This is a genomic window from Rhizorhabdus dicambivorans (genome assembly GCF_002355275.1).
Taxonomy (GTDB): domain Bacteria; phylum Pseudomonadota; class Alphaproteobacteria; order Sphingomonadales; family Sphingomonadaceae; genus Rhizorhabdus; species Rhizorhabdus dicambivorans.
Window position 1 is genome coordinate 4,045,086 of sequence record NZ_CP023449.1, and the last position, 15,203, is coordinate 4,060,288.

General features: G+C 66.0%; 15 protein-coding genes. 7 read left to right on the forward strand and 8 right to left on the reverse strand.

Features of this window, described 5'->3' with window-relative positions; all coding sequences use genetic code 11:
• The first annotated feature begins 188 nt into the window (after positions 1-188).
• Positions 189-1,268 carry an acyl-CoA dehydrogenase family protein gene (locus CMV14_RS19010; RefSeq protein ID WP_066961204.1) on the forward strand — a complete coding sequence of 360 codons (1,080 nt, stop codon included), beginning with the start codon at positions 189-191 and terminating at the stop codon, positions 1,266-1,268.
• 163 nt (positions 1,269-1,431) lie between these two features.
• Here the strand turns inward: CMV14_RS19010 and CMV14_RS19015 are convergent, their stop codons facing one another.
• Genes CMV14_RS19015 through CMV14_RS19035 form a run of 5 tightly spaced genes read right to left on the reverse strand, consistent with a single transcriptional unit; the run spans position 1,432 to position 6,114 of the window.
• Positions 1,432-2,574 (reverse strand): thiolase family protein, encoded by a 1,143-nt coding sequence (locus CMV14_RS19015; protein ID WP_066961207.1) that lies wholly within the window; start codon positions 2,572-2,574, stop codon positions 1,432-1,434.
• Entirely contained in the window at positions 2,571-2,987 is a 417-nt protein-coding gene (locus CMV14_RS19020) for a Zn-ribbon domain-containing OB-fold protein (RefSeq protein WP_066961210.1), read from the reverse strand. The genes CMV14_RS19015 and CMV14_RS19020 overlap by 4 nt, the downstream gene beginning before the upstream one ends.
• 19 nt (positions 2,988-3,006) lie before the next feature.
• A complete protein-coding gene (locus CMV14_RS19025; RefSeq protein ID WP_066961213.1) occupies positions 3,007-4,089 on the reverse strand; it encodes a phosphotransferase family protein in 1,083 nt (360 codons plus the stop codon).
• Entirely contained in the window at positions 4,086-4,829 is a 744-nt protein-coding gene (locus CMV14_RS19030; protein ID WP_066961216.1) for an SDR family NAD(P)-dependent oxidoreductase, read from the reverse strand. The genes CMV14_RS19025 and CMV14_RS19030 overlap by 4 nt, the downstream gene beginning before the upstream one ends.
• Positions 4,830-4,833: 4 nt before the next feature.
• Positions 4,834-6,114: an acyl-CoA dehydrogenase family protein gene (locus CMV14_RS19035; RefSeq protein ID WP_066961219.1), complete on the reverse strand. Its 1,281-nt coding sequence runs from the start codon at positions 6,112-6,114 to the stop codon at positions 4,834-4,836.
• Positions 6,115-6,335: 221 nt separating this feature from the next.
• On the opposite strand from CMV14_RS19035, the gene CMV14_RS19040 reads away from it, so the two are divergent.
• From CMV14_RS19040 to CMV14_RS19050, 3 genes are read left to right on the forward strand one after another with little or no spacing between them, the layout of a single operon-like run.
• Positions 6,336-6,779: a nuclear transport factor 2 family protein gene (locus CMV14_RS19040; protein ID WP_066961222.1), complete on the forward strand. Its 444-nt coding sequence runs from the start codon at positions 6,336-6,338 to the stop codon at positions 6,777-6,779.
• A 14-nt stretch (positions 6,780-6,793) separates the two neighbouring features.
• Complete coding sequence (locus tag CMV14_RS19045) at positions 6,794-7,111, forward strand: YciI family protein (RefSeq protein ID WP_066961225.1); 318 nt, start codon at positions 6,794-6,796, stop codon at positions 7,109-7,111.
• 3 nt (positions 7,112-7,114) lie between these two features.
• Complete coding sequence (locus tag CMV14_RS19050; protein ID WP_066961228.1) at positions 7,115-8,389, forward strand: spinster family MFS transporter; 1,275 nt, start codon at positions 7,115-7,117, stop codon at positions 8,387-8,389.
• A 47-nt stretch (positions 8,390-8,436) separates the two neighbouring features.
• Here the strand turns inward: CMV14_RS19050 and CMV14_RS19055 are convergent, their stop codons facing one another.
• Both CMV14_RS19055 and CMV14_RS19060 read right to left on the reverse strand, forming a co-directional pair.
• On the reverse strand, positions 8,437-9,432 hold the full coding sequence (locus CMV14_RS19055; protein ID WP_066961231.1) for an NADP-dependent oxidoreductase: 996 nt from the start codon (positions 9,430-9,432) through the stop codon (positions 8,437-8,439).
• Positions 9,429-10,256, reverse strand: coding sequence for a sugar phosphate isomerase/epimerase family protein (locus CMV14_RS19060; RefSeq protein ID WP_176489052.1), 828 nt, complete (start codon positions 10,254-10,256; stop codon positions 9,429-9,431). The genes CMV14_RS19055 and CMV14_RS19060 overlap by 4 nt, the downstream gene beginning before the upstream one ends.
• Positions 10,257-10,371: 115 nt before the next feature.
• Here CMV14_RS19060 and CMV14_RS19065 point away from each other — a divergent pair, with 115 nt between their 5' ends.
• The 3 genes from CMV14_RS19065 (at position 10,372) to CMV14_RS19075 (ending at position 13,707) form a co-directional block, all read left to right on the forward strand.
• Positions 10,372-11,229 carry a DUF2889 domain-containing protein gene (locus CMV14_RS19065; protein ID WP_066961235.1) on the forward strand — a complete coding sequence of 286 codons (858 nt, stop codon included), beginning with the start codon at positions 10,372-10,374 and terminating at the stop codon, positions 11,227-11,229.
• A 10-nt stretch (positions 11,230-11,239) separates the two neighbouring features.
• A complete protein-coding gene (locus tag CMV14_RS19070; RefSeq protein ID WP_083215758.1) occupies positions 11,240-11,989 on the forward strand; it encodes a FadR/GntR family transcriptional regulator in 750 nt (249 codons plus the stop codon).
• A 284-nt stretch (positions 11,990-12,273) separates the two neighbouring features.
• The gene (locus CMV14_RS19075) at positions 12,274-13,707 is read left to right on the forward strand and encodes an NAD-dependent succinate-semialdehyde dehydrogenase (protein WP_066961242.1); all 1,434 of its coding nucleotides are present in this window, start codon (positions 12,274-12,276) and stop codon (positions 13,705-13,707) included.
• A 107-nt stretch (positions 13,708-13,814) separates the two neighbouring features.
• On the opposite strand, the gene aptA is transcribed toward CMV14_RS19075, so the two are convergent.
• Positions 13,815-15,152 (reverse strand): omega-aminotransferase AptA, encoded by a 1,338-nt coding sequence (gene aptA / locus CMV14_RS19080; protein ID WP_066961245.1) that lies wholly within the window; start codon positions 15,150-15,152, stop codon positions 13,815-13,817.
• Between the last annotated feature and the right edge of the window lie 51 nt (positions 15,153-15,203).

The window sequence follows — 15,203 nt, forward strand, 5'->3', positions numbered from 1 at the left end:
TCCGTTCCTCCGGGGACAAGGGCCCCTTCCAATTCCCCTCCTATCGCGCAGGAAACCGGCCGTGGCGTCTGTGCAAAAGGCTAGCCGACATCGAACTAGCTGAAAGCGGAGGCGCAGCGCCGGAACGGCTCGGTTACATCCCGAGGCGAAGGGCGCGGAAGGCGCCTGCATTGGGGCGAGTTCCGACCTTGGATTTCCGACTGAACGAAGAGCAGCAGATGCTGCGCGACATGGTGGAGCGCTTCGTCCAGGAGCGCTTCGATCCCGCCGTGCGTCCGCACCACCGCATTCCCGCCGCCGGCTTCGATGGCGGCAATTGGGTGCTGCTCGCCGAGTTGGGCCTGCTCGCCCTGCCCCTCGCCGAAGAGGATGGCGGACTGGCGGGCGGTCCGGTCGAACTGATGGTTGTCGCCGAGGCACTCGGCCGAGGCGTTGTCGCCGAACCCTATCTCACCGAGATCCTGTTTGCCGGGCAATTGCTGGCCCGCGCGGGAACGCCCGCGCAGAAGGAGCGGTTTCTTGCCAATGTGGCGGCGGGCGCGGTCCATATCGCCGTCGCTCATGCCGAGCCCGCGTCGCGCTTCGCGCTCGACGACGTCGAGACGCGCTTCACCGATGGCCGGATCGACGGGACCAAGACCTTCATCGTGGCCGGCGCCGCGACCGATGCCTTCATCGTCACCGCGCGCGGCGAGGACGGCACGATCGGCCTCTATCTGGTCGAGGCCGGTGCGGCGGGTATCACCCGGCAGGATTACCGCCTGATCGACGGCGCGACTGCCGCACAGATCGGTTTTGCCGGAACACCCGCCGAGCCAATGGCCGGCGACATCTCGATATTGGCCGCGCTGATCGACGAGCTTCGCGTGCCGATCGCGGCGGAAATGCTGGGGCTGATGTCGGCGCTGTTCGACACTACCCTCGACTATATCCGCGTCCGCAAGCAGTTCGGCGCGTCGATCGGCAGCTTCCAGGCGATCCAGCATCGCATGGCCGATCAGTATATGGCGGTCGAACAATCGCGCTCGCTGCTCTACCGCGCCGCACTGGCCGAGGGTGAAGGTGCCGAGGCCGCCAGGATCGGTGCCAAGGCCTATATCGCCGAAGCCGGTGTGCGGCTGGCGGAGGAAGCAATCCAGCTCCACGGCGGCATGGGCATCACCGACGAACTGATCGTCGGCCATGCCTATAAGCGGATGCTGCTGCTCGCCAGCCTGTTTGGCGATCCCGACACGGAGATCAAACGGTACGCCGCCGCGATGCGCTGATCCGTCCCTTTTTCCCTACTGAGGCCGGTCCGGTGTCCAACGCCGGTCCGGCCTTCTTCTGTCTGGAAAACTGTCGGCCCTGCGGAGGCCCGGACCGCGACAGGCTCGCCGTCAGCTTGCCTAAGGAGCCCCTGACGGCCCCGGCCTCCACCGCGCCGACACTTTACCGGGTGAGGATCGTCACCGCCGAGACGCCGGGCGCGCCATAGACATGGCTGTAGGCGGTCTTCGGATCGCCGGCGACCTGGCGCGCGCCTCCGGCCCCGCGCAGCTGGACGACATTCTCATAGACCTGGCGCAATCCCGACGCGCCGATCGGTTCGCCGCAGGCAATGCAGCCGCCATCGGTGTTGACCGGCAGGGAGCCGTCGAGCCGTGTGCGGCCCTCGGCCAGCCACTGTTCCTGCTCGCCATCCTTGCAGAAGCCGTTTTCCGCCATATGCATGATCTCGGCACCGGCCTCGGTATCCTGCAGTTGGGCGACGTCGATGTCCCCGGGGCCGACCCCGGCCTTCTCGAACGCCGCCTTGCTGGCGATCTCGGTTGCCGTGCCGCCGCGCTCGACGTCGAGCGCGGGCGCGAACACCTCGAACGATCCCGCCGGACGGGTGCGCATCGCCGCGGCCGCCAGCCTGATCATCGGCCCGCCCAGTTCACGGGCCTTCTTCTCGCTCGCGAGCACCAGCGACACCGCACCCTCGGCGGGGGAGCAGAACATGAACTTGGTCAGCGGATCGCTGACCATCTGGGAGTTGAGGATAGTGTCGAGGTCGACCTCCTCACGCCGCCACGCATGTTCGGCGCGCGCTCCATTGTGGAAGCTCTTCTCGGCAACCAGCCCCAGCGTCCGGGGGCTGATGCCGTGCAATTCCATGTAGCGCTGGATCTTCATCGCGAAGAACTGCGTGGTCAGCATCAGGCCGATATCGCCATACCAGTCCGGCAGGCCCCACTCGGCAGGCTTGGGATCGAAGGCGCCGCGCGGGTGCTTGTCGAAGCCTACCGCGACGCCAAGGTCATATTCGCCCGACTGGATCGAGCTGGCGGCGGCGAACAGTGCGGATCCGCCGGTGGCGCAGCCATTCTTGACGTTGATGAACTGCACGCCTGTCAGGCCCAGTCGGCTCACCATCGTATCGGCATTGCCCGACGCATCGGAGCCGCCATAGGCGAACTGCACGTCGTTCCATTCCACACCAGCATCGGCGATTGCGCTGCGGACCGCCGCGACGCCCATGTCCAGCCCGGTCATGCCCTCGGCGCGGCCGAAGGGGTGGATACCGATTCCGACGATATAGGCGCTCATGCCGCCGTTCCTTCCACTCGTTCGAAGGCATAGGTGAGGATGGAGGTGCCATCCGCATCCTCGGCGAAGGGCACGATCACCGTGCGATAGCGTTCGCCGATCCGCAGCGCGGCAAAATCCGCCTCGGTCAGCCGCCCTTCGACGATCACCTGGCCGGGAAATTCGACATAGCCGACCGCATAGGGCGTGAACGCCTCGGGCCCGGCATAGGGCGGCGACTTCGGACGGAAACGCTGCACCGTCCAAGACCACAGCGTCCCTTCCGACGCCAGATCGACCGGATCGCAATCCTGCCCCTCCAGACCCTCGGGGAAGGGAAAGACGATCCGCCCCGTGGTTCGGCTTCGGCCCGCGATCAGATGCGGCCGGGGTGTTTCGGCAAACAGATCCTGGGCGATGGGGCGCGTCGTCATGTCAATCTCCGGTTCGATCTCAGGCGCCGGCGTCGAGCGCTTCGATCCAGGCGGCTTCGGCCAGCGGTTCCACCTTCGCGGCCATCTCCCCGGCGTTGGAGGAAGAGGCGTTGCCCGCCGCCGCGCGGGCGGCGACGCCCTGCCAGATCGCGGCGACGCGGAAGAGGTTATAGGCGCGATAGAAGCCCAGATTGCCGGGCATCGGTAGACCCCGCCGTTCGAAATAGCGGACCAGATAGGCGTCCAGAGACGGGATGCCCAGCGCGGCGAGATCCTCGCCCTTCAGCGTCCCGCGCGGATCGATGCCGGCCGGGCGGTACCACTCCATGGCATGATACATCAGGTCGCCCATCGCATCGCCGGTGGTGGACAGTTCCCAGTCGATCACCGCCGCCACCTTGGGCTCGGTCGGGTGGATCAGGATATTGTGGAAGCTGTAGTCGCCATGGACGATCCTCGTGGCGCGCTCGACATCCACCGGGACGGCACCCGGCAGCCACTCGATCAGCCGGTCCATCGCCGGTATGCGATGGCTCTCGGTATCGCGATACTGGCGCGACCAGCGCGCGACCTGCCGGGCGAAATAATTGCCGGGCCTGCCATAGCCCTCAAGTCCAATGGCGTCCGGATCGAAGCTGTGCAGCCGGGCCAGCGTCTCGTTGATCGAGTCGCACACCGCCGCCCGCTCGTCGGGGTTCAGGTCCGGCATGCGGCAATCGAAGAAGATGCGCCCCGGCACATGCGCCATCAGGTAGAAGGGGGAACCGATGACCTCGGGGTCCTCTTCATAGACCAGCGGCTCTGGCACCGGGAAGCCCTGCGCGAACAGCGCGGAAAGGATGCGATGCTCGCGATCGACCGCATGGGCGGAGGCCAGTGTCACGCCCGGCGGCTTGCGGCGCAGCACATAGGTCCGGTCGGGTGTGTCGAGGATGTAGGTGGGATTGGACTGCCCGCCTTCGAACTGGCGCACGCTCATCGGCGTGGTGAAGCCCGCCACCCGTTCCTTGAGGAAGGCTTCCAGGCGTCCGAGATCGAAGCGGTGCGCCGACTTCACCTCGACGATGTCACCGAAATATTTCTTGGGCGCGGGCTCGCTCACCGCTGGCCCCCATCGACGGTCAGCACAGTGCCGGTGGTGTAGCTCGAATGGTCGCTGGCGAAGTAGAGCGCGGCGGTGACCACTTCCTCGGGCCGACCGATGCGGCGCGCCGCAGAGTTGATCGTCTTGTCGGCCTCCTCGCGCCAGCTCTTGGAGATGTCGGTCCAGAAGGGCCCGGCCATGATGCAGTTGACCCGGACATTCGGCCCATATTCGAGCGCATGGCCCTTGGTGATGATGTTGAGCGCGCCCTTGGCCGCGGCATAGACCGCGAACTCGGGCTCGGGGTGGACCGCACCGGTGCTGCTGACGTTGATGATCGATCCGCTGCCCTGCGCCACCATCCGCTCGCCGACCAGCGAAGCGAGCCGGAACGGTCCCTTGAAGTTGAGGCCGACGGTCTTGTCGAACAGCGTCTCGGTCATGTCGGTCGACTTGGCGACCGCGGGCGCGTTGCCGGCGTTGTTGATCAATATGTCGATCCGCCCGGCGGCTGCATAGGCCGCTTCCACCAGTTCGTCGATCGCCTCCCAGCGGCCGACATGCGCCGGGATCGCCCAGCCGCGCCGACCGAGCGCCTCGACCTCGGCCACCGCTTCCGCGCAGCTGGCGGCATCGCGGCTGGTGACGATCACGTCGGCGCCGCATTCGGCGAGCGCCTTCACCATCGCTCGGCCGAGCCCCCGGCTACCGCCGGTGACGAGCGCGACCTTGCCGCTCAGATCGAAATAATCGGCCATCGGCTCAGTCCTTCAGGATACGCGGCGCAACCGAAGACAGGTCGGTGTTGCGATATTTGTTGAACTCGATCCGCGCGATGGCGCGGTTATGCACCTCGTCCGGGCCGTCGGTGAGGCGATGGATACGGTTGTTCGCATAGGCCTCGGCCAGGCCGAAATCGGGCGACACGCCCGAGGCGCCGAACGCCTGGATGGCATCGTCGATCACCTTGATCGCCATGCGCGGCGCGGCCACCTTGATCATCGCGATCTCGGCCTGGGCCACCTTGTTGCCGACCGTGTCCATCATATAGGCGGCCTTCAGGCACAGCAGGCGCGCCATCTCGATATCGGTGCGTGCCTCGGCGACGCGCTGCTCCCAGATCGAATGCTCGGCAATCGGCTTCTTGAAGGCGGTGCGCGACAGCAGGCGCTTGCACATCTTCTCCAGCGCGAACTCGGCCGCGCCGATCACCCGCATCGCATGGTGGATGCGGCCCGGCCCGAGGCGGCCCTGGGCGATCTCGAAGCCGCGCCCCTCGCCCAGCAGCAGGTTCGAAACGGGCACGCGCACATTGTCGAACAGCACCTGGCCATGGCCGCCATGCTGGGCATGGTCATAGCCGAACACCGGGACCATCCGCTCAACCACGACGCCGGGCGTGTCGCGGGGCACCAGGATCATCGACTGCTGACGATAGCTGGACGCCGACGGGTCGGTCTTGCCCATCACGATCAACAGCTCGCAATTGGGGTGCCCGATGCCCGACGACCACCATTTGCGGCCGTTGATGACATAATCGTCGCCGTCGCGAACGATCGAGGTCTCGATGTTGGTCGCGTCGGACGAGGCGACCGCAGGCTCGGTCATGCAGAAGGTCGAGCGGATCTTGCCGTCCATCAGCGGACGCAGCCAGCGTTCCTTCTGTTCCAGCGTGCCGTAGCGCTCCAGCACCTCCATATTGCCGGTGTCGGGGGCCGCGCAGTTGAACACCTCGGGAGCCCAGACATAACGGCCGGTCATTTCCGCGATCGGCGCGAACTCGACATTCTTCAGATGCGGGGTCTCGAACTCGAAGCTGTGATCGACATGGTCCGTGCCGGCGCTGGGCGGCATGAACATGTTCCACAGACCCTGTTCCCTGGCCTTCACCTTCAGTTCCTCGACGACCGGCGATAGCGCCCAGGGATCCCCCTGGCGCAACTCATGCTCGAACCGCTCGTCATTGGGCGCGATATGCTCGTCGATGAAGCGCTGGACGCGGCCGTGCCACTGCTTCGCGTTCTCCGAGAATTCGAAAATCATCGTACCGCCATTCCTATTGTTTACGTCCGCATCTTGCGCCGTCCTGCGCCTGCCTCAAGACGCCGCCGGGCGAAGCTGGCACATTGGACAGGAATGTCCGCCACCCCACCGGAATCCCCGCCTGACAAAAACGACAGTTCGCCTGAGCGACGCTTTGGCCGAACCAGGGCGATATGGTCGCAGGTAATGCGCACCGATCAAGCCCGGGGAAGAGGAAGCCGATGGCCGACACGAGTCTCGACTATCTCGGCGTATCGCCGGTGCTGCGCGCCGAACTGACCGCTTTGTGCACCGAATATGTCTGGCGCGTCGACAATGGCCACGCCGCGCACATCCCCGATCTGTTCACTGCGGAGGGTGTCTGGATCGGGCCCTGGGGGACGATGCGCGGCCAGGCCGAACTGGACGTGGCGTGGAAGGCGCGGGCGCGATGGACCGTCCGAACCCGCCATCTGCTGACCAATCTGCGCTTCAGCGCCTTGGGCCCGGATCGCGCGGAAGGCCATATCAGCCAGATCGTCTTCGCCGCCGACGGCGACGCACCCTGGCCGACCGATCCCTCGGTCATTGCCGAGAATATCGACAGCTATGCGCGCGATGCCGACGGAGTGTGGCGCTTCGCAAGCCGCCGCATCGTCATGTTGGCTGACAGAAACAAGGCCTGAGAGGAGAGAACATCATGCCCACCTTCGCCGTCATCGGCTTCGACCGGCGCCCCAAGGATGCGCAGCTGCGCGAGACCCATCGGGCCGATCATCGCGCCTATGTAAGCGGCAATCTGGAATCGCTGCTCTGCGCGGGGGCGATGCTCGACGACGATCGGTCGCAATGCGGATCGCTCTATCTCTTCCAGGCCGACAGTGTCGATCAGGTCCGCGAATGGCTGGCAAAGGAACCGTTCGTGGCCAACGGCATCTATGAGACGCTGGCGGTGCGCGAGATCGAGACGAGCAAGCTCTGGACGGTCCCGGCCGAGCCCCCGGCCTTCGATCTCTAGGCCATGCACGCCCCGCTGAAGGCCATGGAAAGGACCTGGCAGCCTTCCTCGCTGAAGGCACTTGCGCTGCTCTTCGCGATCGCGGTGGTCAGCTATGCCGACCGCTTCACGATGGGCGTGCTGCAGGTCCCTATCAAGGCCGATCTCGGCCTCAGCGATGCGGAGATCGGCGCGCTGACCGGGCTCGCCTTCTTCGTGCCGCACACGCTGCTGTCGATCCCCATGGCCCGGCTGGCGGATCGCTGGAACCGCAAATATCTGCTCGTCGCGGCGCTGCTGCTGTGGAGTGGCATGACGGCGGCGATGGGCTGGGCGGCAAGCTTCGCGGCCCTGTTCGTGCTGCGGATGGGCGTGGCGATCGGCGAGTCGACTTGCCTGCCGAGCTGTTATTCGCTGATCGCCGACTATTTCCGGCCCGCCCAGCGCGCACGCGCGATGGCATTCTTCGGCCTCGGCCTGCCGGTCGGCAGCCTGATCGGCCTGACCGGGGCGGGCATGATCGCCGCGCGCTGGGGCTGGCAGACAGCCTTTTTCGTCGTTGGCAGCCTGGGACTGCTGCTTGCTCCGATCATCGCGATGGCGCTGCGCGAACCCGCACGCGATGGAGACAGCGGGGAATCCAACACCCCTCCTCCCTTCGGCGAGGCGGTGGCGCTGCTCTGGCGCATGCCCAGCTTCCGCTGCATCGCCATCGGCAACAGCTGCCAGACCTTCATCATCACCGCATCGCTGACCTGGAGCGCCTCTTTCTACACCCGCGCGCATGAGACGACGCTGGGCGAGGCGGCGCTGGTGGTGGGCATCCTCGGCGGGCTCGCGGGCGGGCTGGGCACGCTGAGCGGGGGCTTCCTGACCGACCGTCTCGGCCTGCGCGACCGTCGCTGGCCGATGCGGCTTCCCGCTATCACCGCCGGGCTGACGGTGCCCGCGACCGCGCTCCAGTTCCTGCTCCCGGGTTTCGCTCCCTCCGTGGCGGCGGGCGTCGCGGCGGTGTTTCTGGCCAACATGCACATCCCGGCGGTGTTCGCGACCAGCCAGGGCCTGGTGCCGCCCCGCGTGCGGGCGCTGACGTCGGGCGTGCTGGTCATGCTGGCGGGTCTCGTCGGATCGGTGTGCGGACCGCTGCTGACCGGCTGGGTCAGCGATCTGCTCCAGCAGATGGGACAGGACGACGGCAGCGCCCTTCGCCACGCCATCTGCCTGATGCTGGTCTTCTCCGCGATCGCCTCGGCGGCCTTCTATCGCGCCTCCCGGCACATGGGTCGTCAGCAACCCTGACCGTCGCCCCGGCCATGCCGGAACGGCGGTCTGCTTCATATCGAAGGTCAGCGCAGCGTCAGGACCTGCTTGCCGAAATTCTCGCCCTTGAACAGGCGGAGGAGCGTCTCGGGGGCGTTTTCCAACCCATGGACGACATCCTCGGCATGCTTCATCCGGCCTTCGCGGATCCAGCCTGCGAGACGCTCACGCGCCCAGGGAAACTCTGCTTCATGGTCGAGCACGATCAGCCCTTCCATCTTCGCGCGGCGGAAGACGAGCTGCATATAGTTGGAAGGGCCCGGCGGCAGCGTCGCCTCGGAATAGATCGAGATCGCCCCGCAGACGACGACCCGCGCGTGCATCGCGATGCGCGGCAGCAGCCCGTCAAAGATCGAGCCGCCGACATTGTCCCAGATGATATCGATACCGTTCGGCACCAGCGGCTTGATCTCGCGCCGGACATTCGCGGCGCGATAGTCGAGCGCATGGTCGAACCCGAGCTCCTCGACCAGCCAGCGGCACTTCCGCTCGCCGCCGGCGATCCCGATCACGCGGCAGCCCGCCATCTTGGCGATCTGCCCCACGGTCGATCCGGTCGCCCCGGCCGCCCCGGTTATCACCACGGTATCGCCCGGAAAAGGCTTGGCGATCTTGTTCATGCCGAAGAATGCGGTGTAGCCGGTGACGCCGAGGATGCCGAGATTGGCGGTCAGCATCTCGTCGGGCACCTTGGTCGCGTCCCTGGCGGCAACCGTGGCATAGTCCTGCCAGCCGAACATGCCGGTGACCTTGTCCCCCGCCGCGAAACCCGGATCGCGCGACTCGACCACCTCACCGACCGCAAAGGCGCGCATCACGTCGCCGATCTCGGTGGGCCCGAGATAGTCGGCGACATTCTCCATCCAGCCCTTCTGCGCCGGATCGAAGCCGAGATGATCGACGCGGACGAGCAGTTCGCCGTCGCCGGGCGACCGCACCTCGCCTTCGCCCCAGTCGAAATCGCTCGTCTCGATGGCACGGCCCAGCGGGCGGGCGGCGATACGCCATTGGCGGTTGATCATGCGGCTTCCTCTTCGATGGTTTCGAGCAGGCATTCCACGGCCTGTCTCAGTTCGGTGGCATAGGTGACCGGGCCGATCGCCGACAGCCGCGCGATATCCGGTATCTCGACGCTCAACGCCGCATCGGCGGGCATCGCGCGGAGCATCCCCCTAAGATCCAGTTCCCCAGCGCCCGGCGCCAGCCGATGGGTGCGGGATTCCTTGATCAGATTGGCGGGGGCGGCGCGCGTCGCGTCGCAGAGCTGCAGGCAGCGCAACCGCTCACGGGGGACAGCGGCGACCGCGGCAGCATCGCCACCCGACCGTGCCAGGTGAAGCGCATCGACCAGGATCGCGGCATCGGTCGCCCCCGACGCCTCGATGAGCGCGAGCGCAGCCCCGATCGTTTTCAACTCCGTATAGGGGACGAACTCCAGCTCGATGACCATTCCATGATCGCGGGCAAGGGCGGCCGCATCGGCCAGCCGGTCGGCGGCACGCAGGCTGTCCGGATCGGCAATGCCGACGACCAGATGTCGTGCACCCAGCACCGCTCCCATTTCCAGCATCGGCCGGCTCGCGGCAATATCGGTGTCCGCCGCGATCAACAGCACTTCCAGCTCCGCGACAGACAGGCCTTCCCCGTCGAGGATTCGGCGTAATTCGGGCAGTTCGGCCAGGCTCCGCACGAGACAAGCCATGTCGACAGGCGGGTTGACGGGATCACCGCCGATCAGGCGCAGCGCGACATGGCGATAGCCGGCCTGCCCGGCGGCGCGAACGAAAGCCGCCGGCCCGAGATCGGGCAGCGACAGGGGTGCCAGCGAGACTCGTCGGGCCATCATGACGGCGTCTTTTGGACCGGCCGGGGCAAGGCCGCACCCTGCACATTGGATAGGTGGCCAAAAGCCGAGATTTTCCGGCATGATAGCCTCAATCGATATCCGGGAGAGAGACTGTTTGAGCGCCCCCTATGCCCTGCCCTTTCCGCGCGATCCCGCCTATGGGAACCGCGTGGTGCGGCGCCGTTTCCGGCTGATCAATCACGCGGGACGGGTTGAGGCGCATCTCTCCGATGAATTCCACGAGATGCACTGCACCCTGTGGCATGCCGGCGGGATCATAACCGATATCGACGCGCGCGCATTCCGCATCCCGACCACCGCCTGCCCCGGCGCGGCCGTTGTGCTGCGCGAACTGATCGGCCTGCCGCTGGCGATGCCACGCGAGGAGCTCTACGAAAAGGCACGCGTCCGGCGGAACTGCACCCATATGTTCGACCTCGCCGCCCTTGCGATTGCCCAGGCGGCGCGGCCGCACGAGGCGGGCCGGGTCTATGATGCGGCCGTGCCCGACGAGACCGATGCGCCCGTCACCGTTATCGTCGAATGCGACGGCCAGGTGATCCACCGCTGGCTCGTCCGCGACCACCACATCGTCGAGCCCGAGGCGCTGGCCGGGCGGCCGCTGCTCCGTGGCTTCACCCGCTGGGCGGCGGAGACTTTCGAGGGCGATGCGCTGGAAGCTGCGATCGTGCTGGAGCGCACCTGCCTGATCGCGCAGGGCGGGCCCTATCTCAGCGAGGCATTCACCGGCCGCACCCTGCGCCTCAACGCCGTGATGGCCGGCGTATGCCATGGCTATGCCGAGGCAACCCTCGACAGCAGCTGGTTCATCGCCGGGGCCCGGCGGGATTTTACCGCCGGCGTGGTCGAACAGCCGGTCAACTTTTTCACCGAAGACCACGTCGAGGCTTGGACTGAGGGCGTGACTTGTCGTAGCGACACTGGATCGCAGGCGCTGTCGGGGGACAGATAGGCGGGGATGCATGGCGCAAGACAATGGACATAGTGATCCGGGCGGCCCGCGCCGTACGATGAAGACGGCCGAGATCGTCGCGCTCGACATCGTGCGCGACATCGTCGGCCGGCAGCTCAAACCCGGCGACCGGCTGCCGCTCGAAGCGGAGCTGCTGGTGCAATATGGCGTCAGCCGCTCGTCGCTGCGCGAGGCACTGCGCCTGCTGGAGACCCAGGGACTGATCAAGATCCGCCCCGGCCCCGGCGCGGGAACGATCGTCGCCGAGCCGTCGCCCCGCAATCTCGGCCGGACGATGACGCTCTACTTCCACCTCGCCAATGTCAGCTATGACGAGCTGCTGCGCACCTGGGTGCTGACCGAGCCGTTGCTTGCCGAGCTCGCCGCCCAGAATCCGGACAAGGCGCGGCGTACGGAACTGATGTCGCCCTATCTCGGCTCGACCAGGGAAGGCGAGACGATCGCCATCTCGTCGGGGCTGAGCTTCCATGACGCGGTGGCCGAACTGGCCGACAACAAGGCGCTGTCGATTACCTATCGCGCGATCGGCTTCATCGTGTCGGACCACATGCTGGTCCACAAGGACCGCACCGCGCTGGAACCCTTCATCATCGACGAGCATGCCGATCTCGCCCGTGCGATCATCGACGGCAACGCGAAGAAGGCCGGCAAACTGATGCGCGACCATGTCCAGCATGTCTCGGACGATTTTACCGCCTACTGGCCGCGCAAGGTAGGCGAACGGGTGCTCTGGCGATAGGCGCGATCCCCGGCCTTCTCAACCGCGACGAATCGTGCCGATTGCGGTGGACGCCATGCTTTCCAGTACCTTCGCCTGAGTGGATTCCCAATAAAGTGGCACCTGTCCGGGCGTCGAGCGCGATCCGGCGGACACCGCCCGACCATTTTTTTGCTATCAGACGCCTGCAGCGGGAGGTACTCGCCGGGGCAGCGTTTCCCATTGGAAACTGAGACATTTCGAGACCGCGCTTTCCAGAATGCCTTTCAGAGGCTCTTTTGTCCGGTCTCATTGGAGGTAAGGGTATGCAGTCCGGACAATGGAAGATTGAAGCATGCCCCGTCGCAGGGCGGTGGATAGCGGGCGACCAGTGGATCGATGTCGACAATCCGGCGACGGGAGAGACAATCGGCCGCGTGCCGGCCCTGGGCGCCGCGGAAACCCGGCTCGCGATCGATGCGGCGGAGGCCGCGATGGTGGATTGGGCGGCCCAGACCGGCAAGCATCGCGCCGCGATCCTCCGCAATTTCTTTGACCTGATGATGGCCCACCAGGAGGAACTCGCATGCCTCCTGACCGAGGAACAGGGCAAGCCCCTTGCCGAGGCGCGGGGCGAAATCGCGTATGCGGCGTCCTTTCTCGAATGGTTCGGCGAGGAGGCCAAGCGCCTCTATGGCGATGTTGTCCCCTCCTACGCGTCCGACAAGCGGCTTATCGTCGTGAAGCAGCCGATCGGCGTGGTCGGGTGCATCACGCCGTGGAATTTCCCGAGCGCGATGATCACCCGCAAAATCGGCCCCGCCCTGGCCGCCGGGTGCGGCGTGGTATTGAAACCCGCGCTGCAGACGCCGTTCAGCGCCCTCGCGCTCGCGCGTCTGGGGGAAGAGGCCGGGCTGCCCGCCGGGCTGTTCAATATCGTGACCGGGCGAGCGACCGAGATCGGACGCGAGCTCACCGAAAATCCGAAAGTCCGGAAGATCAGCTTCACCGGGTCGACCGAGGTCGGCGCGAAACTCTTCGCCCAGTCAGCGCCCACCATCAAGAAGCTCAGCCTTGAACTGGGCGGCAATGCCCCCTTCATCGTCTTCGACGACGCCGATCTGGATGCCGCCGTCCAGGGGGCGATCATGTCCAAGTTCCGCAACGCGGGACAGACCTGCGTCTGCGCGAACCGCTTCTACGTGCAGGATGGGGTTTACGACGCCTTCATAGAGCGATTTGCCGCCGCCGCCGAAGCGTTGGTGATCGGCGACGGCGCCGACAAGGCTACCCAGGTCGGCCCGCTGATCGACCAGGCCGCCGTGGAGAAGGTTCGCGAGCATGTCGCCGACGCAAGCGCCAAAGGCGCGAAGCTGGTTTGCGGCGGACCGAGCGACAGAGGCGGCCGCTTCTATCGCCCGACCATCATGCGAGACGTGGACTCGTCCATGCTCGTGGCCAATGAGGAAACCTTCGGGCCGCTTGCGGGCGTGATCCGCTTTTCCAGCGAGCAGGATGTCATCGCGCAGGCCAACGCGACGCCCTTTGGCCTGGCGGCCTATTTCTTTGCCCGAGATCTGGGTCGCGTCTGGCGCGTGGCCGAAGCTCTGGAAACCGGCATCGTCGGCGTGAACACCGGCATCATCTCGACCGAACTCGCGCCGTTCGGTGGGGTCAAGCAATCCGGCCTGGGCCGGGAAGGATCCCGATATGGCATCGAGGACTATGTCGAGATGAAATATATCTGCATGGGGTTCTAGGCCACGAACAAGCGAGGGCCGATGAATGGCAGGCGCGCCGTATCATCGACGCGCCTGCCCCGGCTTGATCGGACGTCCGGCCCGCCCCCTGTCCGTCGGCCCCCGCGTCAGGCCAGCCGCTTCAGCCCATCGGCAAGCGTGGTGACGATCTGATCGATCTGATCGGGCTCGATGATCAGAGGCGGCGAAAGCGCGATGATGTCCCCGGTCACGCGGATCAGCAGGCCCCGCTCGAAACAGTCCACGAACAGATCATGTGCCCGCGCGCCGATCGCCCCGTCGCGCGATGCCAGTTCGATCCCGGCGACAAGGCCGATAGTCCGGATATCGATGACATGCGGCAGCCCGGCCAGGCTGTGCATCGCATCGCGCCATTTAGGGGCGATATCGGCGCCACGGGTCAGCAGCCCCTCCTGCCGATAGATATCGAGCGTCGCCAGCCCGGCGGCGCAGGCCACCGGATGGCCCGAATAGGTATAGCCGTGGAACAGTTCGATCTGCGCTTCGGGCCCCTGCATCAGCGCATCGTGGATCTTCCGGCTTGCGAACACCGCCCCCATCGGAACGCAGCCATTGGTGAGGCCCTTCGCCGTGGTCACCATATCGGGCACCACCCCGAAATGGTCGACGGCAAAGGGGGAACCCAATCGCCCGAACCCCGTGATGACCTCGTCGAAGATCAGGAGGATGCCGTGCCGTGTACAGATGTCGCGCAGCCGCTCCAGATAGCCCCTGGGCGGCGGCAGCACCCCGGTCGATCCGGCGACCGGCTCGACGATCACCGCCGCGATCGTCTCGGCGCCATGCAGGCCGACCAGCCGCTCGAGATCGTCGGCCAGTTCCGCGCCATGCTCAGGCAGGCCTTTGCTGAACGCATTCCTGGCCAGATCATGGGTGTGACGAAGATGATCGGTTCCGGGCAGTTGCGGGAAGACGCGGCGGTTGTTGACGAGCCCGCCGACCGAAATCCCGCCGAAGCCGACGCCATGATAGCCCCGCTCGCGGCCGATCAGGCGGGTGCGGGTACCCTGGCCTATCGCGCGCTGATAGGCGACAGCGATCTTCAGGGCGCTGTCGACGGCCTCCGATCCGGAGCCGGCAAAGAAAATGCGATCCAGGCCCGCTTCAGGCCCGCCCGGCGACATCGCCGCCAGCCGCGCCGCGAAGTCGAAGGCAATCGGATGCCCCATCTGGAAGCTCGGGGCATAATCCATGACCTGAAGCTGGCGCGATACCGCATCGGCGATCGCCGCCCGGCCATGGCCCGCATTGACGCACCACAGGCCGGACGTGCCGTCCAGTATCTCGCGTTCGTCGATGCTCGTATAATATATGCCCTTCGCGGCCGAAAGCAGACGCGGCGCGGCCTTGAACTGGCGATTGGCGGTGAAAGGCATCCAGTAACTGTCGAGGCTGGACGTATTGGCAGGATGAAGGGGCGACATGGGGGGCTCCGCTGGTTCACAAGCAGCAGAAACCGTTCATCGTGCCATAAC

What these genes read in the sequence shown, in the direction of transcription:
- CMV14_RS19015 (WP_066961207.1), bottom strand. Translation starts at nt 2,574, where the DNA reads ATGAGCGCCTATATCGTCGGAATCGGTATCCACCCCTTCGGCCGCGCC.
- CMV14_RS19020 (WP_066961210.1), bottom strand. Translation starts at nt 2,987, where the DNA reads ATGACGACGCGCCCCATCGCCCAGGATCTGTTTGCCGAAACACCCCGG.
- CMV14_RS19030 (WP_066961216.1), bottom strand. Translation starts at nt 4,829, where the DNA reads ATGGCCGATTATTTCGATCTGAGCGGCAAGGTCGCGCTCGTCACCGGC.
- CMV14_RS19035 (WP_066961219.1), bottom strand. Translation starts at nt 6,114, where the DNA reads ATGATTTTCGAATTCTCGGAGAACGCGAAGCAGTGGCACGGCCGCGTC.
- CMV14_RS19040 (WP_066961222.1), top strand. Translation starts at nt 6,336, where the DNA reads ATGGCCGACACGAGTCTCGACTATCTCGGCGTATCGCCGGTGCTGCGC.
- CMV14_RS19045 (WP_066961225.1), top strand. Translation starts at nt 6,794, where the DNA reads ATGCCCACCTTCGCCGTCATCGGCTTCGACCGGCGCCCCAAGGATGCG.
- CMV14_RS19050 (WP_066961228.1), top strand. Translation starts at nt 7,115, where the DNA reads ATGCACGCCCCGCTGAAGGCCATGGAAAGGACCTGGCAGCCTTCCTCG.
- CMV14_RS19055 (WP_066961231.1), bottom strand. Translation starts at nt 9,432, where the DNA reads ATGATCAACCGCCAATGGCGTATCGCCGCCCGCCCGCTGGGCCGTGCC.
- CMV14_RS19060 (WP_176489052.1), bottom strand. Translation starts at nt 10,256, where the DNA reads ATGATGGCCCGACGAGTCTCGCTGGCACCCCTGTCGCTGCCCGATCTC.
- CMV14_RS19070 (WP_083215758.1), top strand. Translation starts at nt 11,240, where the DNA reads ATGGCGCAAGACAATGGACATAGTGATCCGGGCGGCCCGCGCCGTACG.
- CMV14_RS19075 (WP_066961242.1), top strand. Translation starts at nt 12,274, where the DNA reads ATGCAGTCCGGACAATGGAAGATTGAAGCATGCCCCGTCGCAGGGCGG.
- aptA (WP_066961245.1), bottom strand. Translation starts at nt 15,152, where the DNA reads ATGTCGCCCCTTCATCCTGCCAATACGTCCAGCCTCGACAGTTACTGG.